Raw genomic sequence first — 21,938 nt, 5'->3', positions numbered from 1 at the left:
GACGTGGCACGATGATACCGGATCGATTTTGCGGCGCCGCGACACGACGGAACCGCGATGTCGACTGGCTATAATGCGCGCATGTCCGACGCTCAAACGCCCCTGCTGCCGCCCGATCAGGCCCTTGCCCGCGCGGCCGATTCCGAACGCGCCGAGGCACCGCGCGCCCCGCGCCGCTCGATCGCCGCGCTGCCCGACCAGCTGATCAGCCAGATTGCCGCGGGCGAAGTCGTCGAGCGCCCGGCCTCCGTCGTCAAGGAATTGCTTGAAAACGCGCTCGACGCGGGATCGAACACGATCCGGATCGTGCTCGACGACGGCGGCGTCAAACGGATCTCGATCGCCGACGACGGCTCGGGCATCCCGTCGAACGAATTGCCGCTCGCATTGATGCGGCACGCGACGAGCAAGATCCGCTCGCTGGCCGATCTCGAAGCCGTGGCGACGCTCGGCTTCCGCGGCGAAGCGCTGGCGTCGATCGCGTCCGTCTCGCAACTCGTGATCACGAGCCGCACGGCCGAGGCGCCGCACGCCGTGGCGATCGACGCCGAGACGGGCGACCTGTCGCCGGCCGCCGGCGGCGTCGGGACGACGATCGAAGTCCGCGAGCTCTATTTCAATACCCCTGCGCGCCGGAAATTCCTCAAGACCGACCAGACCGAACTCGGCCACTGCCTCGAAATGGTCCGCCGCGCGGCGCTTGCCCGGCCCGATGTCACGTTTTCGGTCATGCACAATGGACGCGCGCTCGAACATTGGGGCGCGACGACCCCGGCCCAGCGCGTCGCGAAGGTGCTCGGCGACGGCTTCGCGCAAGCGCACCTGCCGCTCGACGAGCGCGCGGGGCCCGTGGCCGTTTATGGGTTCGCGGGGCTGCCGACCGCGAGCCGCGGCCGCGCGGATCAGCAATATTTCTTCGTCAACGGCCGCTTCGTGCGCGACAAGCTGCTGACCCACGCCGTGCGCTCGGCATACGAAGACGTGCTGCACGGCGAGCGGTATCCGTCGTATGTGCTGTTTCTCGACGTGCCGCCCGAATCGGTCGACGTCAATGTGCATCCGTCGAAGATCGAGGTCCGGTTCCGCGAGTCGCGCTCGGTCCACCAGTTCGTTTTTCACGCCGTGCAGCGCGCGCTCGCGCGCCACGCGGGCGCCTCGCCCGACACGACCGCGCTGGGCCACGCCACGCACATCGAAGGCTCGGGTACCGCCGGGCAATTGTCGCGCGCGCTGGACACCGCGTCGGCCGGCGCACAGGCGGGTGCTTCGTCAGGCAACGCGGCGCAGGGATCGACCGCGGCCTGGATCTCGCAAATGCGCATGCGCCAGGGCACGCTGCCCGTCGCCCAGCCGCTCGCGCTCTACGACGCGCTCTATGGCCAGCGGCGCGACGGCAACGGACTCGTCGCGCGCGAAACCCCGCCTCCCGCATGGGCCGCGGACGCCACGGCGGCGCGCGCAGCGCAGGGGGCCGATCTCGTCGACGGCGCGCAGTCGGATTCGGCGGGCTCCGCCGCTTTGCCGGGCTACCAAGCAGGCTTCCAAGCAGGCGATCAAGCGGGCGTGCAGGCATTCGCGGCGGCTTCGAGCAAAGGTGCGTCGAGCTACGGCGCGAGCGCGTTCGGCATGCCTGGCGCGAGGGCGGACGCAGCCGCGATAGGCGCCCCCGCCGACGCCTATCGCGGCTTGCCCGACGATGCGCCGCTCGGCTTTGCACTCGGCCAGCTGCACGGCGTCTACGTGCTCGCGCAGAACACGCGCGGCCTCGTACTCGTCGACATGCACGCGGCCCACGAACGCATTCTCTACGAGCAGTTCAAGCACGCGCTCGTGGACCGCGCGATCGCGGTCCAGCCCTTGCTGATTCCGGTTTCGATGCCGGCAAGCCCGGTCGAGATCGGCACGGTCGAAGAACATCGCGAGGTGCTCGACGCGCTCGGCTTCGACATCGCCGCGCTATCGCCGACGACACTCGCGATCCGCGCGGTCCCGGCGCTGCTCAAGGATGCGGATCTGACGTCGCTCGCGCGCGCGGTGCTCGCCGATCTTCAGGCATATGGAGGATCGCGCGTGCTGACCGAGCGCCAGCATGAATTGCTCGGCACGCTCGCCTGTCATCACGCCGTGCGCGCCAATCGGCATCTGACGCACGACGAAATGAACGCGCTGCTGCGCCAGATGGAAGCGACCGAACGCGCGGACCAATGCAATCACGGCCGCCCGACGTGGTTCCAGCTCACGCTCGGCGATCTCGACCGACTCTTCATGCGCGGCCAATGACGGTTCCGGTTGCCTGCCTGCTCGGCCCGACCGCATCGGGGAAGACGGCCGCGGCGCTCGCGCTCGCGGCGCGCGAGCCCATCGAGATCATCAGCATCGATTCGGCGCTCGTGTATCGCGGCATGGATATCGGCACGGCGAAGCCGACGCGCGAAGAGCTCGCGTCGGTGCCGCATCACCTGATCGACATCATCGATCCGGCCGAAGCCTACTCGGCAGCGCAATTCCACGACGATGCGCTGCGCTTGATCGGCGAGGTGCGGGCGCGAGGCCGCCGTCCGGTGCTCGTCGGCGGCACGATGCTCTACTACAAGGCTTTGACTGAAGGACTCAACGCTTTGCCGACGGCCGACCCGGCGCTGCGCGCGCAACTCGACGCCGACGGACTGCGCGATGGATGGCCCGCGATGCATGCGCGGCTCGCCGACGTCGATCCGGTCACGGCGGCGCGTCTGCCGCCGAACGACGCGCAACGCATTCAGCGCGCGCTCGAAATCTATCTGCAAAGCGGCAAGCCGATGTCGGCATGGCTCGCCGAACCGCGCCACGCGCCCGACACGGGGTACCGCTTCGTGCCGATCGCGCTCGAACCGTCGGATCGCGCGGTCCTGCACGCGCGCATCGCGGCGCGCTTCGACGCGATGCTGACGCACGGCTTGATCGACGAGGTCGAACGGCTCCGGCGACGCGGCGACCTCGAGCCGTCGATGCCGTCGATGCGCTGCGTCGGCTATCGACAGGTCTGGGAGTATCTCGACGGACTCACGGATCGCGCGACGATGCGCGACAAGGGGATCTTCGCGACGCGCCAGCTTTGCAAACGTCAATTGACCTGGCTGCGCTCGATCCCCGATCGCGTGATCGTCGATTGCAGCCGGGACGGGACGACCGATCGCGTGCTCGACGCGATCGCGTCACACTAGATCGGCGTCAGACGACGACGGTCTGGGCCTCGCCCGCCGCGCTTCGACGAATCGTGCCGATACGCGAGACGGTCTCGCCGGCTTCGCTGAGTTGCGCCTGCGCCGCATCCGCATCCGCGGCCGAGACGACGAGCACCATGCCGATCCCGCAATTGAACACGCGGTGCATTTCCGCGTCGGCGACGCCGCCTTCCTTCTGAAGCCACTTGAACAGCGGCGGCATCGTCCATGCGCTTTGATCGAGTTCGGCCGTCAAGCCTTCCTGCAGGATCCGCGGCACGTTCTCGACGAGCCCGCCGCCCGTGATGTGCGCGAGGCCCTTGACCTTGACCTTCTGCATCAGCGCGAGCACGGGCTTCACGTAGATGCGCGTCGGCGCCATCAGCGCGTCGGCCAGCGAGCGGCCGTCGAAGTCCGCGTCGAGATCCGGCTTCGCGCGCTCGATGATCTTGCGCACGAGCGAGAAACCGTTCGAATGAATGCCGCTCGACGCGAGGCCGAGCACGACGTCGCCGGGTTCGATCGACTTGCCGTCGATGATCGCGCTCTTTTCGACCGCGCCGACCGCGAAGCCCGCGAGGTCGTATTCGCCGTCGGGATACATGCCCGGCATTTCGGCCGTCTCGCCGCCGATCAGCGCGCAGCCCGACAGCTCGCACCCTTCGGCGATGCCCTTGACCACGCGCGCCGCCGTATCGACGTCGAGCTTGCCGCACGCGAAGTAGTCGAGGAAGAACAGCGGCTCGGCGCCCTGGACCAGAATGTCGTTGACGCTCATCGCGACGAGATCCTGACCGACCGTGTCGTGCTTGTTCAGATCAAACGCGAGCTTGAGCTTCGTGCCGACGCCGTCGGTGCCCGACACGAGCACGGGTTCGCGGTACTTCTTGGGCACTTCGAACAACGCGCCAAAGCCGCCGATGCCGCCGAGCACGCCGTCGCGCAACGTCTTTTTCGCAAACGGCTTGATGCGGTCGACCAGCGCATCGCCCGCGTCGATATCGACGCCTGCGTCGCGATAGGACAAACCAGATGCGGCGGGGGCGGCTTTGGGATCATTCATGGCGGGGCAAACAAAGAGGTTCGGTAGAATGCGGATTTTAACCGATGCGCACGGGTCTGCCCCGACTCACCGCATATCCTCTCGTGCATCCGTGCAGCAGGCCCTGTCTTTCCTGATGTCCTCCGTCGCGCCACCGTCCTCGTCCACGCCGCCCGCGCGCCAACTCGTGCTCGACCTCGGCACGCCGCCTCCGGCGACGTTCGATTCGTTCGTCACGGCCGCGAATCTCGAGCCGGTCGCGCGCCTGCGCGGTCTCAACGACGCGCTCGGCGCGAACGAGCCGCCCTCGGACCGCACCTTCTATCTTTGGGGCGACGCCGGCAGCGGCCGCAGCCACCTGCTTCATGCGCTCTGCCACGCGACGCCCGCGGGACGCGCGCGCTACGCGGGACCGCACAGCCCGCTCGCCGCGTTCGGTTTTTCGCCCGAGATCGCGATCTACGCGATCGACGACGTCCAGGCGCTCTCGGGCGCCCAGCAGATCGCGCTGTTCAATCTGTTCAACGAAGTCCGCGCGCACGCGCGCCACGCGCTCGTCGTCGCCGGCAATGCCGCGCCGCTCGGGCTCGGGGTGCGCGACGATCTGCGCACGCGGCTCGGCTGGGGCCTCGTCTACCAGATCGCCGCGCTCGACGACGACGGCAAGATCGTCGCGCTCAAGAACGCCGCGCGCGATCGCGGCATCGCGCTCGCCGACGACGTGCCGCCCTATCTGCTCACGCATTTCAAGCGCGACATGCCGAGTCTCATGACGCTGTTCGATGCGCTCGACCGCTTCTCGCTCGAACAAAAGCGCGCGGTCACGCTGCCCTTGCTCCGCGCGATGCTCGCGAGTCCCGACGCCGGACCGCCCGCGACATGAGCGCCACGCGGAACGCCCTTCCCGCTTCAAGTAAAATGTCGCCCCATGACTAAAGCCGCACGCAACCTCGCACTGTTCGATCTCGATCACACCCTGCTGCCCACCGACAGCGACCACGAGTGGGGCCGCTTCATGGTCCGGCTCGGCATCGTCGACGAGACGAGCTTTCTGCGCGCACACGAGAAGTTCTACGCGGACTACAAGGCCGGCACGCTCGATATCTACGCGTATCTGCGCTTCGCGCTCGCGCCGCTCGCCCGCCATACGCGCGCCGAACTCCATGCATGGCATGAGCAGTTCATGCGCGAAGTCATCCATCCGGCGATGCTGCCGGCCGCGCTCGAACTCGTGCGCGGGCATCAGGACGCGGGCGATCTCGTCTGCATGATTACGGCGACCAATGCGTTCGTGACCGCGCCGATCGCGCGCGCGTTCGGCATCGACTGCCTGATCGCGCCGATGCCGGCGACGGTCGATAACGATCCTCACGGCGCCTACACGGGCGAAGTCGACGGCATTCCGAGCTTCCAGGAAGGCAAGATCATCCGGACCGAGCAATGGCTCGCGTCGCTCGGACTCGACTGGACGAGCTTCCCGCGCAGCTACTTTTACAGCGATTCACGCAACGACATCCCGCTGCTCGAGAAGGTCACCGACCCGATCGCCACGAATCCCGACCCGACACTGCGCGCCCATGCGACCCAGCATGGCTGGCGCGTGCTCGAACTGTTCGAAGCCAAGTGATAAAAAAACTCATACGCCGGCTCCTGGGCCAGGACGAATCCGCCGCCTCGAGCGCTTCCGCCGAGGCCGTGCGCATCCCGACGACACCGACCGTCGTCTCGGCCGATGTTCACCATATCGATCCCGCGCTGATCTCGCGCAACGCGGTCCGCGTGACCGACACGCTCCAACAGGCGGGCTTTCGCGCGTTCATCGTCGGCGGCGCGGTGCGCGACCTGCTGCTCAACGTCGCGCCGAAGGATTTCGACGTCGCGACCGACGCGACGCCTGAACAGGTCCAGAAGCTGTTCCGCCGCGCGCGCATCATCGGGCGCCGTTTCCAGATCGTCCACGTGCAGTTCGGCCAGGACATCATCGAGACCTCGACATTCCGCGCGCTCGTCGATCAGCCGGCCGATGCAACGGGCTCCGCGGGCGCTGCGGGCACCACGGCCGCCGAGCCGCCGCGCCGTCTCAAGCGCGCCGAACTCGATCGCCGCACGCATGCGGTCGACGCGAGCGGTCGCGTGCTGCGCGACAACGTCTGGGGCGAGCAGCACGAAGACGCGACACGGCGCGACTTCACGATCAACGCGATGTACTACGACCCGGCCACGCAGACGGTGCTCGACTATCACAACGGGATGGCCGATATCCGCGCGCGCACGCTGCGCATGATCGGCGACCCGGCGACGCGTTACCGCGAGGATCCCGTGCGCATGCTGCGCGTCGTACGCTTCGCGGCCAAGCTCGGCTTCGAGATCGATGCCGCCACGCGCGCGCCGATCACGCGGCTCGCGGACCTCATCAACAACGTGCCGGCGGCGCGCCTGTTCGACGAGATGCTCAAGCTGCTGCTGTCGGGCCATGCGCTCGCGTGCCTGCAGCGTCTGCGCGCCGAGGGCCTGCATCACGGGCTGCTGCCCTTGCTCGACGTCGTGCTCGAACAGCCGCACGGCGAGAAATTCGTCACGCTCGCGCTGACGAACACCGACGACCGCGTGCGCGCGGGCAAGCCCGTTTCTCCGGGTTTCCTGTTCGCCGCGCTGCTTTGGCAACAGGTCCAGGACCGCTGGAACAAGCTCACGGCCGCGGGCGAGTATCCGATTCCGGCGCTGCATCGCGCGATGGATGACGTGCTCGATACGCAGACCGAAAAGCTCGCGATCCAGAAGCGCTTCGTCGCCGACATGAAGGAAATCTGGTCGATGCAGCCGCGGCTCGAAAAGCACAACGGGCGCACGGCGCTGCGCGCGCTCGAGCATCCGCGTTTTCGCGCGGCCTACGATTTCCTCGTGCTGCGTTGCGAGTCGGGCGAACTCGAAGCGTCGATCGGCGCCTGGTGGAAAGCGTTTGTCGAAGGCGACGTCGAAGCGCGCGAAATCCTGCTCACGCAGGGCGCCGCACGCGAGCGCGCACCGCGCCGCCGGCGCCGTCGCAGCGGCCGTGGCGGTCAGGGTGCGGGCAGCGACGGCACGGCCGGCGACGCCGAGCCGACGCGCGGCCCGGATGCCGCGTCCGACGATTCTTTCGACGCCTGAGCGGCGCGCCCGCGATGGAGAGGGGCGAACACGCCGGCGCTCACGCCGGTTCGCCGCGCGATGCGCGTCGGAGAGCGGCTGCGCGCCGCGCGCCGGCGCATGCCGAGCACATCGACGCGAGCCGTGGCAAGATGCACGCCGAGGTGGGCGGCATACGCCGTCCGAACGGATCAGTGACCAGCGAAGCAAAGCGATGACGTTAGCCTATCTCGGCCTCGGGGCGAACCTCGGCGACGCGCGACAGACGCTCAAGGATGCCGTCGTCTGCCTGGCGCAGCACGCGGGGCTTGCCGTGCTCGCCAAATCGGGTTTCTATCGGACCGCGCCCGTCGATGCCGGCGGCGACGACTATATGAACGCCGTCGTCGCGATCGAGACGTCGTTCGACGCGCTGCGGCTGCTCGCCTTGTGCCACGCGATCGAGCACCATTTCGGCCGCGAGCGCGCGTATCGCAATGCGCCGCGTACGCTCGACCTCGATCTGCTGCTTTACGGCGAGAGCCTCATCGACCTACCCGAGTTGACCGTCCCGCATCCGCGCATGACGCAACGCGCATTCGTGCTCGTGCCGCTCGTCGAAATCAGTCCCGACATCGAGATTCCGGGCGCCGGACGCGCCGCCGATCTGCTCGACGCGGTCGCCGGCCAGCGGATCGAGAAGGTCGAGATCTGCCAGTGCCCGATCGCGAACCGCGTCCCTTCTTCCTGAATCGCGCGCCGCCCGACGCGCTTCCCGGAGTTCAGTCCATGACTTACCTGCAAGAAGCCGAGCGCTCGGCCGTCACGGTGCCGCGCCTCGCCGAGATGCGCGCACGCGGTGAAAAGATCGCGATGCTGACCGCCTACGATGCGAGTTTCGCGGCCGTCTGCGACGCGGCCGGCGTCGATTCCGTGCTGATCGGCGATTCGCTCGGCAACGTCCTCCAGGGCCACACGACGACCCTGCCCGTGACGGTCGACGACATCGCCTATCACACGGCGTCGGTGAGCCGCGGCAACAAGAACGCCCTCGTGATCGCGGACCTGCCGTTCGGCAGCTACGGCACGCCGGCCGACGCGTTCAACAACTCGGTCCGGCTCATGCGCGCGGGCGCGCAGATGGTCAAGCTCGAAGGCGGCGAATGGGTCGCCGAGACGATCCGCTTTCTCGTCGAGCGCGCGGTGCCCGTCTGCGCGCATATCGGCCTGACGCCGCAATCGGTGCACGCGTTCGGCGGGTTCAAGGTGCAGGGCAAGACCGACGCGGGCGCCGAGCAACTCAAGCGCGACGCGCGCGCGATCGAACAAGCGGGCGCGCAGCTCGTCGTGATCGAAGCGATTCCCGCGACGCTGGGGACCGAGGTCACGCAGGACCTGACGATTCCGACGATCGGCATCGGCGCGGGCGCCGGATGCTCGGGCCAGGTGCTCGTGCTCCACGACATGCTCGGCATTTTCCCCGGCAAGCGGCCGCGCTTCGTCAAGAATTTCCTCGAATCGGGCGGCAGCGTGCACAACGCCATCGCGGCCTACGTCAAGGCCGTCAAGGACGGATCGTTTCCGGGTCCCGAGCATACGTTCTGACGGCGTGCGCGGACGCGCGTGTCGAGTACGGAAGCACTGACGCACGGAACGCATGGCGCGCGCGCCGTCATCGGTGTGGATCCAACGCGGTTCAGACGTCGATCAGCCGCGCGTGCATCGCACCGCGCAAGGCGTTGCAGATCACGATGTCCTCGGCGCGCAGCAGTTCGTCTCGCGTGATCACGCGCTCGGTCGCGCCCCATGCCGGATCGTCGAGCAACACCCCGCGCATGACGCCGGGCAACACGCCGCAGGCGAGCGCGGGCGTGTACCACCGGCCGTCGAGACGCACGAATACATTGCTCCGGCCGCCTTCGGTCAACTCGCCGCGCGCATTGAAGAACAGCATGTCGAACGCGCCGTGCGTTTCGGCCAGACGCCACGCGCGATCGTAGGTCTCGCGCGCGGTCGTTTTATGGCGCAACAGCGGATCGTCGGCATCGGTCGGCGCGAATCCGTGCGCGTCGGCCAAGCAGGCGCGGACCGCCGATGACGCATCGCCCGCGTCGGCCTGCGCACGCGACGCGCGGGACTGTCCTGAGGCATCCGGCGCATCGGTCCCGTCGGACAGATGCAAAGGACTCAGCGGACCGCCGCCGATGTCGATGCGCCCCGTGCCGTCGACAGCCAGCCGCATGCGATGCACGCCTTCGCCGAGCGCCGCCACATAGGCGTCGATACGCTCACGAACGGCATCGAGATCGACGCGCATGCCGAGCGCCACGACGCCGCGCGCGAGCCGCGCGAGATGCCGGTCGAGATGATCGACGCCCCCGCGTGTCGCGCGCATCGTCTCGAAGAGGCCGACGCCCGAGTCGACACCGGTCGCGAACGCCGCCTTGACGTTGCACTCGTCCCATTCCGACGCGGCCACGCTATCGAGCACAATGCCGGCGCCGACGCCCATCCGCCCCACGCGCGCGCCGGGTTCGAGCACGAGCGTCCGGATCGCGACCGACAGGCAGAAGTCGCCGCACCGCCGGCCGGGCGCGCGCGCGTCGAGCCAGCCGATCGCCCCCGTGTACAGACCGCGCGGCGACGTTTCGAGCGCCGCGATGATCTCCATCGCGCGGTGCTTGGGCGCGCCCGTGATCGAGCCGCACGGAAACATCGCGCGCAGCATCTGCGCGAACGTCAGCCCGTCGCGCGCCTCGGCGCGAACCGTCGACGTCATCTGCCAGACGTCGCCATAGGCATCGACCGAGAACAGCTCGGGCGTCGAGACCGAACCCGTCCGCGCGATGCGGCCGAGATCGTTGCGCAGCAGATCGACGATCATGAGGTTCTCGGCGCGATTCTTCGGGTCGGCCGCGAGCGCCTCGCGCACCCGTTGATCGGCGGCGCGATCGACCGCGTAATCGGCTACATGAGTGGCCCCATGAGCGGCCCCATGAGCGGCCACGCGCGCGGCGGTGCCCTTCATCGGTTGTGCGTGCAGCACGCCGTTCGCGTGACGGAGGAACAGTTCGGGCGAGCACGACAGCACCCAGCGCGCATCGGGCAGCGCGATCAGCGCGCCATAGCGGACCGGCTGTCGCGCGCGCAGACGACGATAGAGCGCCACGGGCGAACCGAAGGTCTCGAACCCGAAGCGATACGTGTAGTTGATCTGATAGGCGTCGCCGCGTTCGAGAGCGGCATGAATCTCGGCGATCGCATCGTCGAATCGCTCGCGCGTCGTATCGCGTGAGACGTTCGCGAGCCCGGCGAGACCCGCATCGTCGTCGAGCCATCGATCGACGGCCTCGCGCGACAGACGCTCGCAGCGCGCATAAAGGACAAAGCGCAGCGCCGGTTTCCCGGCCTGCGCTTGCTCGACGCGCTCGCGCGCGACGTGATCGTCGCTCGCGAGCGCGCCCCATTCGTAATCGGCGACGACGACCGCGTGCAGTCCTTCGTCGATGGCCTGCGCCGCCTCTTCGCAGACCCGCTCGACATCATCGGCGCCGTACGACACGAGCGTCCGAACGAAGCCCGTATAGAGCCGGCTCGTCGCGTGCGCCGCCGACGCCTCGCAATCATCGAGCAGCGCGAATGACATCACGCGCGCTGCTTATTCGAAGAAGCTCTTGACCCGGTCGAACCAGCCCTTGCTCTGCGGACTATGGCGCGCGCCGCCTTCGTTCAGCGACTTCTCGAACTGCTTGAGCAGATCGCGCTGCGTATCCGTGAGCTTGACCGGCGTCTCGACGACGACGTGCACGTAGAGATCGCCGGGCACCGACGCGCGCACGCCCTTGATGCCCTTGCTGCGCAGACGGAAGGTGCGGCCCGACTGCGTGCCTTCGGGCACCGGGAACGTCACGCGCCCCGACAAGGTCGGCACTTCGATCTCGCCGCCCAGCGCGGCGGTCGTGAAGGCGATCGGCATCTGGCAATGCAGATCGTCGCCGTCGCGCTCGAACACCGTGTGCGCCTTGATATGGATCTCGACGAACAGGTCGCCCGGCGGACCGCCGTTGAGTCCCGGCTCGCCGTTGCCGGCCGAACGGATCCGCATGCCGTCGTCGATGCCCGCGGGAATCTTGACTTCGAGCGTCTTCGTCTGCTTGACCTTGCCCGCGCCGTGACAGTTCGTGCACGGCTCGGGAATGTAGCTGCCGGAGCCATGGCACTTCGGGCACGTCTGCTGAATGCTGAAGAAACCTTGCGACATGCGGACCGCGCCGCTGCCGCCGCAGGTCGGACACGTCTCGGGCTTCGTGCCCGGCTTCGCGCCGTTGCCGTGGCAGATATCGCAGGTCGTCCAGCTCGGCACGCGAATTTGCGTCTCGTAGCCGTGCGCGGCCTGTTCGAGCGTGATCTCCATGCTGTAGCGCAGGTCCGCGCCGCGATACTGCTGCGGACCGCCGGCGCCGCCGCGGCCGCCGCGCGCGCCGCCGGCCTGGCCGAAGATGTCGCCGAAAATATCGCCGAACGCCTCGGCGAAGCCGCCGAAGCCCTGACCGCCCGCGCCCGCCATGTTCGGGTCGACGCCCGCGTGGCCGTATTGGTCGTACGCGGCGCGCTTCTGTGCGTCGGACAGCATTTCATAGGCCTCCTTGGCCTCCTTGAAATGGTCCTCCGCATCTTTGCTGTCCGGGTTCCGGTCAGGGTGATACTTCATCGCGAGCTTGCGATACGCCTTCTTGATCTCGTCTTCGCTCGCGTTCTTGGCAACGCCCAGAACGTCGTAATAATCCCGTTTCGCCATAATCCTAGGTGCGACTCGCAGCGGGCCTCGCGACCCTCACAAAACGATATGGCCTGGTCGCCCCGAAGGGGTCGCCAGGCGCCGTATTCAACAAGCGAAACGGCCGTCCGGTCTGACGCGGACGGCCGGTTTGGACCGCTTAGTCCTTCTTGACTTCCTTGAAGTCGGCGTCGACGACATCGTCTTCCGCCTTACCCGATGCTTCAGGCGCATCGGCGTGCTCGGCGCCCGCTTGCGCGCCGCCCGCGGCCTGCGCCGCCTGCATGTCGGCGTACATCTTTTCGCCGAGCTTTTGCGAAGCCGCCGACAACGCTTCGACCTTCGCTTCGATGTCGGCCTTGTCGCCGCCGCGCACGGCGTCTTCGAGGGCCTTGATCGCGTCTTCGATCTTCGTCTTCTCGCCCGCTTCGAGCTTGTCGCCGTATTCGGTCAGGGCCTTGCGGCTGCTGTGGATCAGCGCGTCGGCCTGATTGCGCACGTCGGCGAGCTCACGCAGCTTGCGGTCTTCCTCGGCGTTGGCCTCGGCGTCCTTGACCATGCGATCGATTTCCTGATCCGACAGACCCGAATTCGCCTTGATCGTGATCTTGTTTTCCTTGCCGGTCGCCTTGTCCTTGGCCGACACGTGCAGGATGCCGTTCGCGTCGACGTCGAACGAGACTTCGATCTGCGGCACGCCGCGCGGTGCGGGCGGGATGCCTTCGAGGTTGAACTCGCCGAGCAGCTTGTTGCCCGCGGCCATCTCGCGCTCGCCCTGGAACACCTTGATCGTCACGGCGTTCTGGCTGTCGTCGGCCGTCGAGAACACTTGCGAGTGCTTCGTCGGGATCGTCGTGTTCTTCGCGATCATCTTCGTCATCACGCCGCCAAGCGTTTCGATGCCGAGCGACAGCGGCGACACGTCGAGCAGCAGCACGTCCTTGCGATCGCCCGAGAGCACTTGGCCTTGAATCGCCGCGCCTACCGCGACGGCTTCATCGGGGTTCACGTCACGGCGCGGTTCCTTGCCGAAGAACTCCTTGACCTTCTCCTGGACCTTCGGCATCCGCGTCATGCCGCCGACGAGAATCACGTCGTCGATGTCGCCGATCTTGACGCCTGCGTCCTTGATCGCGACGCGGCACGGTTCGATCGTGCGTTCGATGAGGTCCTCGACGAGCGCTTCGAGCTTGGCGCGCGTGATCTTGAGGTTCAAGTGCTTCGGACCGCTCGCATCGGCCGTGATGTACGGCAGATTCAGTTCGGTCTGCGCCGAGCTCGACAGTTCGATCTTCGCCTTTTCCGCGGCTTCCTTCAGACGTTGGAGCGCGAGCACGTCCTTCGACAGATCGACGCCCTGGTCCTTCTTGAACTCGCCGATGATGTAATCGATGATCCGCTGGTCGAAGTCTTCACCGCCGAGGAAGGTATCGCCGTTCGTCGACAGGACTTCGAACTGCTTCTCGCCGTCGACATCCGCGATTTCGATGATCGACACGTCGAACGTACCGCCGCCGAGGTCGAACACCGCGATCTTGCGGTCGCCCTTCTCGTTCTTGTCGAGGCCGAACGCGAGCGCAGCGGCCGTCGGTTCATTGATGATCCGCTTGACTTCGAGACCCGCGATGCGGCCGGCATCCTTCGTCGCCTGACGTTGCGAGTCGTTGAAGTACGCCGGCACCGTGATCACGGCTTCGGTCACGGGCTCGCCGAGATAGTCTTCGGCGGTCTTCTTCATCTTGCGCAGGACTTCGGCCGAGATCTGCGGCGGCGCGAGCTTCTCGTCGCGCACTTCGATCCACGCATCGCCGTTATCGGCCTTCGCGATCTTGTACGGCATCAACGCGATGTCTTTCTGCACTTCCTTTTCTTCGAAGCGGCGACCGATCAGGCGCTTGACCGCGTACAGCGTGTTGCGCGGGTTCGTCACGGCCTGGCGCTTCGCGGGCGCGCCCACCAGAATTTCACCGTCTTCCATGTAAGCGATGATCGACGGCGTCGTCCGAGCGCCTTCGGCGTTCTCGATGACCTTCGTCGTATTGCCTTCCATGATCGCCACGCACGAGTTCGTGGTGCCGAGGTCGATGCCGATAATCTTGCCCATTTGTCAAATCTCCGTGAATTCTTGAGAACACGCCTCGCGATCCGGGCGAGGCGTTCAATGTCCGATGCGGCTTAAATAAGGGCGCGCTAGTTCGTTTCAAGGCCCTTTTTCAATCAGGGCCTTTGTTTTTTTCTATTGCGGGGTGCGGGCGCGCGTCGAATCGGGTTCGGCGCGCCGCGGCTCCCCGCGGACATCGACCTGCGTGACTACTTGGCGGCCGCGACCGTCACGAGCGCCGGACGCAGGACGCGGTCGGCGATCAGAAAGCCCTTCTGGAGCACCGCCACGACCGTGTTCGGCTCCTGTTCGGCGGGCACCATCGAAATAGCCTGGTGGCGATGCGGGTCGAACTTCTCGCCGACCGGATTGATGACCGCGACACGGCCTTTTTCGAGGGCCGAGCTGAGCTGACGCAGCGTCAGTTCGACGCCTTCGCGGATTTTCGCGAGATCGCCGGTCGTATCGCCGGCGGCGGCCTCGAGGCTGTCGACGACGGGCAGCAAATGCTCGGCGAAGCGCTCGATTGCGAATTTATGCGCCTTTTCGACGTCTTCCTGCGCCCGGCGGCGCACGTTTTCGGTCTCGGCCTTCGCGCGCAGGAAGTTTTCCTGCATTTCGGCGAGCTTGGCCTGCACATCGGCCAGGGCCTGAGCGTTGACCGGTGCCGCGTCCGCGGCCGGCGTCTCGACGCCGGCGGCCGCCTGGCTCGCGGCCTCGGCCGCCGCGGCGGTCTCGGGGGTCACGCCCGGATTCTGCGTCGCTTGGTTCTCTTCCATGCTCATTCCGTTTCGGTCATCGATCAAAAACAGGTGGATTCGGCGCGCGCGGGATGTCGCGCCGTGGCGCAAGCGATGCGCGCACGCCCGCATCCCGTAGCTGCAATCCGCGCGGCATGCTATCAGTTCCTGATCGGGCCCCGAAATTTTTCGAGCCGGATGGGGATGCCGCGCCGCCGAAATCGCACTCCGGCCGATATCGGGCCGATCGGCATCATTTCAAGGCCGATTTGTCGAAATTTTTCATACGACAGTGTTTGCAATGATCCGTTACAACCGGTGTGGCGCCGAAACCTCAATCTGATTGAGGGGTCATTTTGGCTGACCTACACTTCATCACATCACGCGCAGACGACCGCGTTGCGCGGCGTCCCCGGCGACAGACCCTCAATCGAGAGGCGGCGTCGGGAAACGCTTTTCGCGCTTCGCGTCGACGGCATTCGGAGATCAGGGTGCGCCGGTGGCGCCCATCGGGGCCGCCGGAGCGCGGCGACCGCCATCCGGCGATCGCCGGCCGAACGTGCAAGGCGCATGCGAAGGATTCGTCATGAAACTGAGCTTTGCGATTGCGACCATCATGGCCGTGCTGATTGCCACGACCTTTGAGATCTGCGCGTCCGGTGCGGTCACGCGGTGCAATTCCGAATACGGCAGTGCGAAGGCGACGATCATGACGTGGGTCGCGCCGCGCGCGATCGCCTGCCGGTAGGCCCCTGTCCGCCCGTTCGCCGCCCGCCGGGTTGCCGGTGAGGTCGGTAGAGATCGGGCCTCCGGGTTCGTATTGCCTTGTCTGCTTGGTCCCCTTCTGCCCTCTGCCCTCTGCCCTCTGCCCTCTGCCCTCTGCCCGTCCTGCCGTCCTGCCGTCCTGCCGTCCTGCCGTCCTGCCGTCCTGCCGTCCTGCCGTCCTGCCGTCCTGCCGTCCTGCCGTCCTGCCGTCCTGCTTTTAGCGTAGGCTTCACGCGTGCCTTGTCCAGCCTCGTGCGAGATCTGCCCGGCCTCTGCCCACGGGACCGATCCGCCCGTTGCCGGCGAACCCGGGCTCAATCTCCGCCCGAATAACGGTCGATGATCCGCCGATCGCGCTTGGTCGGCCGGCCATGAAGGTCGGCGGCCGGTTCGTGGAAGGTCTTGCGGCGCTCGAGTTCGGCCGTCCGTGCGCGCAAGCTCTCGGGCGTTTCCGCATAGAGCGTCTGCGCAACGCTCGCGGGACCGCGCACGTCGCAGATGCCGAGCACCTCGACCTCCCAGCGCAGACGCTCGATCTCGATCGTCACGAGATCGCCGACGCGGACTTCCTTGGCCGTCTTGACTGCGTCGCCGTTGATCCGCACATGCGCCTTGCCGACCGCGTCGGCGGCCAGCGTGCGCGTCTTGAAAAATCGCGCGGCCCAGAGCCATTTGTCGATGCGCAGCCGCGCATCGGGTTCCGTCGAAATCTTGTATTGCATGGATGAAAAGCTCAGTCGTGTATCGATCTGCTACGTGCGGCGTTAGCGCGTATCGGCGGGCGCGCCTTCAGGGTGGCTTCGCGGTGCCTCGGCCTCAGGGGTGCCACCGGGTCTCAATAGTCTCAAGGGTCTGAGGAGTCTCAGGGGCACACCAGACGTTCCGGCGGACCATCTCGGGCGGGCGCGTCGGCGCAGCCGCGCATAGCGCCGTTCCGCGGCCCGGCTGCACGACATTCAGCGACCCGCCTGCGCATAATCTTGCGCGGGCGCGCGCCGCTCGTGCGCAGGCGCGGCGCTCGGCTCGATCCAGCCGCCGAGATGCGCGAGCGCGAGATGCCCGAGCGCGTCGATAAACGCGGGCGACGCATTGAGGCACGGCACGCGGTGATAGACCTTGCCGCCTGCCTTCAGAAACGCATCGCGGCCTTCCATGCCGATTTCCTCGATCGTTTCGAGACAATCGGCCGTGAATCCCGGACACATCACGTCGACGCGGCGCACGCCAGCCGCGCCGAGTTCGGCGAGCGTCGGCGCCGTGTAGGGCTGGAGCCATTCCTCGCGTCCGAAGCGCGACTGGAACGTGATGCGGCAACTCGCTTCGTCGAGCCCGAGCGCCTGCGCGAGCAGCGTGCCCGTGAGCTGGCACTGGTTGTGATACGGGTCGCCGAGATTGAGCGTGCGCTTGGGCAGGCCGTGGAAACTCAGGAGCAGACGATCGCCCGCGGCGAAATCGGGCGTGCCGTGCGTGGCCCAGAACTCGCGGAGCTGGGCCACGAGCGCGCCGATATAGCCGGGTGCGTCGGGGTATTGCTTGATCGCGCGGATCTCGGGTTGATTGCGCATGCGGCGCAGCGCGTCGGAGGCTTTGTCGAACGCCGTCGCGACCGTCGAGGCCGCGTACTGCGGATACATCGGCAACAGCAGGATGCGGTCGGCGCCCGCGCGCTTGAGTTGGCCGAGCACGTCGGGAATCGACGGCGAGCCGTAGCGCATCGCATGATCAACGAGGACGGGCACGCCGCGCGCCGCGAACCAGACGCGCAGCGCGTTCGTCTGCTGTTCCGTATAGACGCGCAACGGCGACCCTTCGGGCATCCAGACCGACGCATATTTATGCGCCGACGCGCGGCTGCGCAAGGGCAGGATCGCGCCGTGCAGGATCGGTTGCCAGATCCATGGCGGGATTTCGACGACGCGGGGGTCCGACAGAAATTCGGCGAGATAGCGGCGCACGGCCGATGGCGTCGGCGCGTCGGGCGTGCCGAGATTGATCAGCAGCACCGCGGTGCGCTGAGCCGTCGCGTTCGGGTCCTGGGAAGGCAGTTCGAGATCGAATCGCATCAGTTCGGCTTGCGGAAATCGGGCAAGCGCTCATTGTGCACCGGGATGGCTATGTAAGCGACGATCACGCCGCCCCGATGCGTCAGTGCTGACTCAACGCATTCGACAACAGCCGCGCCGTGATATCGACGATCGGGATCACGCGCTGGTAAGCCATGCGCGTCGGCCCGATGACGCCAAGCGTCCCCACGATCTTGCCGTCGACCTCGTACGGCGCCGTCACGACGCTCATCTCCTCGATCGGCACGAGATTCGACTCGCCGCCGATAAAGATCTGCACGCCTTGCGCATGACTCGACACGTCAAGCAACTGCAACAGACTCGTGCGCTGGTCGAACACGTCGAACAGCTTGCGCAGCCGCGCCATGTCCGACGACAGATCGGCGACCTCGAGCAGATTGCGCTCACCCGAAATCAGCACGGTCTCGCCGGGATCGCTTTCGTCGGTGCTCGCCGCGACGGCCTGCTGCATGAGCACGGTCATGTCGCCGCGCAACTGATCGATCTCGCTGCGCAAACGCCGCCGGACCTCGTCGAAGCTCAAGCCCGCGAAATTGCTGTTGATATAGTTCGACGCCTCGATCAGTTGCGCAGGCGTGTACTCGCGCTGCGTCGCCATGATGCGATTCTGGACGTCACCCTCGGGCGTCACGATGATCAGCAGAATCCGCTTCTCCGAGAGCCGCATGAATTCGATCTGCTTGAACACATGGCTGCGGCGCGGCGTCAGCACGACCCCGGCGAATTGCGACAGATTCGAGAGCACGCTCGCGGCGGCCGCCACGAGCTTCGTCGGCTCGGCCGGCGTCAGGCGCTGCTGGACGTTCTGCTTGACCTGTTCGTCGTCGGACAGCGGCTGCACGGTCAACATCGTGTCGACGAACAACCGGTACGCGCGCGGCGTCGGCACGCGACCCGCCGACGTGTGCGGACTCGACACGAGCCCGAGCTCCTCGAGATCGGACATCACGTTGCGTATCGTCGCGGGCGACAGTTCGAGACCCGAAAACTTCGAAAGCGTGCGCGAGCCGACCGGCTGACCTTCGGCGATATACCGTTCGATCAGGGTCTTGAGCAGGGTTTGGGCGCGAGGATCGAGCATGCGCCGATTGTAACCGGACAGCCGATCGATGCATCCGGTTTAAAAACATCCCTCGCGCACGGCGCCGGCATGCCCCGCGAACGCCCCCGTGCTCGCCCTAGCCTGCGCCCCATGTGCGCCCGCCGGTTCCTATGGTGTAATTCGGGGCATGGAAAAAAGGGGAGACGATTGAAGACTGTCGCGCTGATCGGCCGGGCCAACACGCCGGGCATCGCTGAACCCCTCAAGACGCTGGCGGCATGCATCGCCGGCAAAGGCTATACGGTCGTCTTCGAGGCCGAGACGGGCGCCGACATCGGCCTCGACGGCTACGATCGCCTGACGCCGCCCCAGATCGGCGAACGCGCGGACGTCGCGGTCGTCGTCGGCGGCGACGGCACGATGCTCGGCATCGGCCGCGAACTCGCGCCGTTCGGCACGCCCCTGATCGGCATCAACGCCGGCCGGCTCGGCTTCATCACCGATATCCCGCTCGGCGAAATGCTGACCGTCGTGCCGCAGATGCTCGCGGGCGCATTCGAGCGCGAGGAACGCAAACTGCTCGAATCGCGGATCCGACGCGACGGACAGACGATCTTCCGCGCCGTCGCGCTCAACGACGTCGTCGTCAACCGCTCGGGCTTCTCGGGCATGGCCGAACTCCGCGTCTCGGTCGACGGGCGCTTCATGTACAACCAGCGCTCCGACGGCCTGATCGTGGCAACGCCGACCGGCTCGACCGCCTACGCGCTGTCGTCGCAGGGCCCGATCCTGCATCCGCAACTCGGCGGCATCGTGCTCGTGCCGATCGCACCGCACGCGCTGTCGAATCGGCCGATCGTGCTCCCCGACGACTCGGAAATCGCGATCCAGATCGTCGCGGGCCGCGACGTCAACGTGAACTTCGACATGCAGGCCTTCACCGCGCTCGAACTCAACGACGTCATCGAGGTCCGGCGCGCCACACATACGGTACCGTTCCTGCATCCGGTCGGTCACAGCCACTTCGCGACGCTGCGCAAAAAGCTCCACTGGAACGAATACCCGTCGCACGAAGACGACGACGCCTGAGCCGCAGGCCCCGCGCGAGGTGCATCGCGGCGTTGCGCTGCACGCTTCGCCTCTCCCGCGCTGACGATGACGCCTGAGCGACGACGCCCGAGCCGCGAGCCCCCGCGTGAGGTGCGTCGCCGCGTTTCATCGCGCGCCTCGCCTCCGCGGCCCTGACGGCGGCGCAGGCGTGCGCGGCAGTCCCCGAACACGCGGTTCCGTTTGTCTGTCATGCAGTCTCGGGTACATTCCTGTTTTCGGTTTCCTGCTCGTGCCCCCGGAGCGTCTCTCTGCCATGCTGCGTCACCTTTCGATTCGCGATTTCGTCGTCGTCGATACGCTCGACCTCGAGTTCGATCCCGGCTTCACGGTGTTCTCGGGTGAAACCGGGGCCGGCAAATCGATTCTGATCGACGCGCTCGCCCTGACGCTCGGCGCGCGCGGCGATGCATCGGTCGTGCGGACCGGTCAGGCGCGCGCCGACATCACGGCCGGATTCGCGACCTACGACGCGGTCGATGCATGGCTGGCCGCGCAAGCGCTCGAAGGCGAGCCGGGCACGGTGCTGCTGCGCCGCGTGATCGACGCGGGCGGCCGTTCGCGCGCGTTCATCAACGGCACGGCCGCGACGCTCGCGCAGCTCCGCGATCTCGGCGACATGCTCGTCGAAATCCACGGACAGCACGCGCACCAATTACTGATGCGCGCCGACGCGCAGCGCGACCTGTTCGACACACATGCGGGTCTCGGCGCGCTCGCGGCAGACACCGCGCGTGCATGGCGCGCGGTTCGCGACGCGAACGCGGCGATCGAAGCGGCCGTCTCGCGCGACCGCGAAATCCAGCTCGAACGCGAACGCCTCGCCTGGCAACTCGCCGAACTCGACAAGCTCAAACCGCAACCCGGCGAGTGGGAGGAGATCAACGTCGAGCACCGCCGTCTGTCGAACGCGGCGAATCTGATCGGCGGCGTCCAGGCCGCGCTCGGGGCCTTGTCCGAATCGGATGATGCGATGCTCCATCAGCTCACGGCCGTCATCGCGCGGCTGCGCGACCTCGCCGATCTCGACGCGGGTCTCGCCGATGCGCTCGCGGCGCTCGAACCCGCCGAAATTCAGATCCAGGAAGCCGTCTACTCGCTGAATCACTATGCGCAGCGGCTCGACCTCGACCCCGACCGGCTCGCCGAAGTCGATCAGCGGCTCGACGCGCTGCACTCGGCGGCGCGCAAATTCAGGCTGCAGCCCGAGTCGCTGCCCGACGAGCACACGCAACGCCGCGCCCAGCTCGACGCGCTCGACGCCGCCGCCGATCTCGACGCGCTGCGCGCGGCCGAGGCCGCCGCGCAACGCGCGTATCAGGACGTCGCGAAGCGGCTCTCGAAGGAACGCGCGCGACACGCGAAGGCGCTCGGCGAAGCGGTCACGACCGGCATGCAGGAGCTCTCGATGGCGGGCGGCCAGTTCGAGGTCGCGCTCGTGCCGCAGCCCCAGGGCGGGCCGCACGGTCTCGAACAGATCGAATTCCGCGTCGCGGGTCACGCGGGCGTGCCGCTGCGCCCGCTCGCCAAGGTGGCTTCGGGCGGCGAGCTCGCGCGGATCTCGCTCGCGCTCTCGGTCATCGCGAGCGCCGCGAGCCCCACGCCGACGCTGATCTTCGACGAAGTCGACACGGGCATCGGCGGCGCCGTCGCCGAAGTCGTCGGCCGGCTCCTGCATCAGCTCGGACGCATGCGCCAGGTGCTCTGCGTCACGCATCTGCCGCAGGTCGCGGCGCGCGGCGAATACCACTTCAAGGTCGCGAAGAAGACGGTCGACGCCGGCACGGTGTCGTCGGTCGATCCGCTCGACAAGCCGAGTCGCGTCGAAGAGATCGCGCGGATGCTCGGCGGCGTCGAAATCACGGCGACGACGCGCAAGCACGCGCGCGAAATGCTCGCGGCCTGACACGTTCACGGCCCGCCGATTTGCGGGTCTGCGGGTCTGCGGGTCTGCGGGTCTGCGGGTCTGCGG

18 protein-coding genes are annotated in these 21,938 nt (G+C 67.1%); 10 read left to right on the top strand and 8 right to left on the bottom strand.

What is annotated here, in order from left to right; translation table 11 throughout:
• The first annotated feature begins 81 nt into the window (after nucleotides 1–81).
• Nucleotides 82–2,280 carry a DNA mismatch repair endonuclease MutL gene (mutL, locus tag D7S86_RS21770; protein ID WP_121089406.1) on the top strand — a complete coding sequence of 733 codons (2,199 nt, stop codon included), beginning with the start codon at nucleotides 82–84 and terminating at the stop codon, nucleotides 2,278–2,280.
• Complete coding sequence (gene miaA / locus D7S86_RS21765; RefSeq protein WP_121089252.1) at nucleotides 2,277–3,203, top strand: tRNA (adenosine(37)-N6)-dimethylallyltransferase MiaA; 927 nt, start codon at nucleotides 2,277–2,279, stop codon at nucleotides 3,201–3,203. The genes mutL and miaA overlap by 4 nt, the downstream gene beginning before the upstream one ends.
• Before the next feature lie 7 nt (nucleotides 3,204–3,210).
• Here the strand turns inward: miaA and purM are convergent, their stop codons facing one another.
• Complete coding sequence (purM, locus tag D7S86_RS21760) at nucleotides 3,211–4,266, bottom strand: phosphoribosylformylglycinamidine cyclo-ligase (RefSeq protein ID WP_121089250.1); 1,056 nt, start codon at nucleotides 4,264–4,266, stop codon at nucleotides 3,211–3,213.
• A gap of 115 nt (nucleotides 4,267–4,381) precedes the next feature.
• Here purM and hda point away from each other — a divergent pair, with 115 nt between their 5' ends.
• The 5 genes from hda to panB all read left to right on the top strand — a co-directional run bounded on the left by hda (nucleotide 4,382) and on the right by panB (nucleotide 8,955).
• A complete protein-coding gene (gene hda, locus D7S86_RS21755; protein ID WP_240648335.1) occupies nucleotides 4,382–5,128 on the top strand; it encodes a DnaA regulatory inactivator Hda in 747 nt (248 codons plus the stop codon).
• A 45-nt stretch (nucleotides 5,129–5,173) separates the two neighbouring features.
• On the top strand, nucleotides 5,174–5,872 hold the full coding sequence (locus D7S86_RS21750) for a histidinol-phosphatase (protein WP_121089245.1): 699 nt from the start codon (nucleotides 5,174–5,176) through the stop codon (nucleotides 5,870–5,872).
• Nucleotides 5,869–7,392, top strand: a complete 1,524-nt coding sequence (gene pcnB, locus D7S86_RS21745) for a polynucleotide adenylyltransferase PcnB (protein WP_121089243.1) — start codon at nucleotides 5,869–5,871, stop codon at nucleotides 7,390–7,392. Before D7S86_RS21750 ends, pcnB begins: the two co-directional genes overlap by 4 nt.
• Nucleotides 7,393–7,585: 193 nt before the next feature.
• Nucleotides 7,586–8,101: a 2-amino-4-hydroxy-6-hydroxymethyldihydropteridine diphosphokinase gene (folK, locus tag D7S86_RS21735; protein ID WP_121089239.1), complete on the top strand. Its 516-nt coding sequence runs from the start codon at nucleotides 7,586–7,588 to the stop codon at nucleotides 8,099–8,101.
• A gap of 38 nt (nucleotides 8,102–8,139) precedes the next feature.
• The gene (panB, locus tag D7S86_RS21730) at nucleotides 8,140–8,955 is read left to right on the top strand and encodes a 3-methyl-2-oxobutanoate hydroxymethyltransferase (RefSeq protein ID WP_121089404.1); all 816 of its coding nucleotides are present in this window, start codon (nucleotides 8,140–8,142) and stop codon (nucleotides 8,953–8,955) included.
• A 91-nt stretch (nucleotides 8,956–9,046) separates the two neighbouring features.
• Here panB and D7S86_RS21725 read toward each other — a convergent pair whose 3' ends face one another.
• The 4 genes from D7S86_RS21725 to grpE form a co-directional block, all read right to left on the bottom strand.
• The gene (locus D7S86_RS21725; RefSeq protein ID WP_121089237.1) at nucleotides 9,047–10,996 is read right to left on the bottom strand and encodes a chorismate-binding protein; all 1,950 of its coding nucleotides are present in this window, start codon (nucleotides 10,994–10,996) and stop codon (nucleotides 9,047–9,049) included.
• Between the two features lie 12 nt (nucleotides 10,997–11,008).
• On the bottom strand, nucleotides 11,009–12,148 hold the full coding sequence (gene dnaJ, locus D7S86_RS21720) for a molecular chaperone DnaJ (protein WP_121089235.1): 1,140 nt from the start codon (nucleotides 12,146–12,148) through the stop codon (nucleotides 11,009–11,011).
• 139 nt (nucleotides 12,149–12,287) lie between these two features.
• On the bottom strand, nucleotides 12,288–14,231 hold the full coding sequence (gene dnaK / locus D7S86_RS21715; protein ID WP_121089233.1) for a molecular chaperone DnaK: 1,944 nt from the start codon (nucleotides 14,229–14,231) through the stop codon (nucleotides 12,288–12,290).
• A gap of 206 nt (nucleotides 14,232–14,437) precedes the next feature.
• Nucleotides 14,438–15,007 carry a nucleotide exchange factor GrpE gene (gene grpE, locus D7S86_RS21710; RefSeq protein ID WP_121089231.1) on the bottom strand — a complete coding sequence of 190 codons (570 nt, stop codon included), beginning with the start codon at nucleotides 15,005–15,007 and terminating at the stop codon, nucleotides 14,438–14,440.
• Nucleotides 15,008–15,554: 547 nt separating this feature from the next.
• Between grpE and D7S86_RS29845 the strand changes: the two genes are divergently transcribed.
• Complete coding sequence (locus D7S86_RS29845; protein ID WP_166444149.1) at nucleotides 15,555–15,716, top strand: hypothetical protein; 162 nt, start codon at nucleotides 15,555–15,557, stop codon at nucleotides 15,714–15,716.
• Nucleotides 15,717–16,047: 331 nt separating this feature from the next.
• Here the strand turns inward: D7S86_RS29845 and D7S86_RS21700 are convergent, their stop codons facing one another.
• The 3 genes from D7S86_RS21700 to hrcA all read right to left on the bottom strand — a co-directional run bounded on the left by D7S86_RS21700 (nucleotide 16,048) and on the right by hrcA (nucleotide 18,898).
• Nucleotides 16,048–16,455: an RNA-binding S4 domain-containing protein gene (locus D7S86_RS21700; protein WP_121089227.1), complete on the bottom strand. Its 408-nt coding sequence runs from the start codon at nucleotides 16,453–16,455 to the stop codon at nucleotides 16,048–16,050.
• 234 nt (nucleotides 16,456–16,689) lie between these two features.
• On the bottom strand, nucleotides 16,690–17,796 hold the full coding sequence (hemH, locus tag D7S86_RS21695; protein ID WP_121089225.1) for a ferrochelatase: 1,107 nt from the start codon (nucleotides 17,794–17,796) through the stop codon (nucleotides 16,690–16,692).
• An 82-nt stretch (nucleotides 17,797–17,878) separates the two neighbouring features.
• On the bottom strand, nucleotides 17,879–18,898 hold the full coding sequence (gene hrcA, locus D7S86_RS21690) for a heat-inducible transcriptional repressor HrcA (RefSeq protein WP_121089223.1): 1,020 nt from the start codon (nucleotides 18,896–18,898) through the stop codon (nucleotides 17,879–17,881).
• Nucleotides 18,899–19,009: 111 nt separating this feature from the next.
• Between hrcA and D7S86_RS21685 the strand changes: the two genes are divergently transcribed.
• Nucleotides 19,010–19,948, top strand: coding sequence for an NAD kinase (locus D7S86_RS21685; RefSeq protein ID WP_121089221.1), 939 nt, complete (start codon nucleotides 19,010–19,012; stop codon nucleotides 19,946–19,948).
• Nucleotides 19,949–20,222: 274 nt separating this feature from the next.
• On the top strand, nucleotides 20,223–21,872 hold the full coding sequence (gene recN, locus D7S86_RS21680) for a DNA repair protein RecN (protein ID WP_121089219.1): 1,650 nt from the start codon (nucleotides 20,223–20,225) through the stop codon (nucleotides 21,870–21,872).
• Nucleotides 21,873–21,938: the final 66 nt, after the last annotated feature.

The organism is Pararobbsia silviterrae, from assembly GCF_003628125.1.
GTDB lineage: Bacteria > Pseudomonadota > Gammaproteobacteria > Burkholderiales > Burkholderiaceae > Pararobbsia > Pararobbsia silviterrae.
Note: the sequence above shows the minus strand (reverse complement) of the source record. Positions and strands in the feature narration are given on the sequence as shown.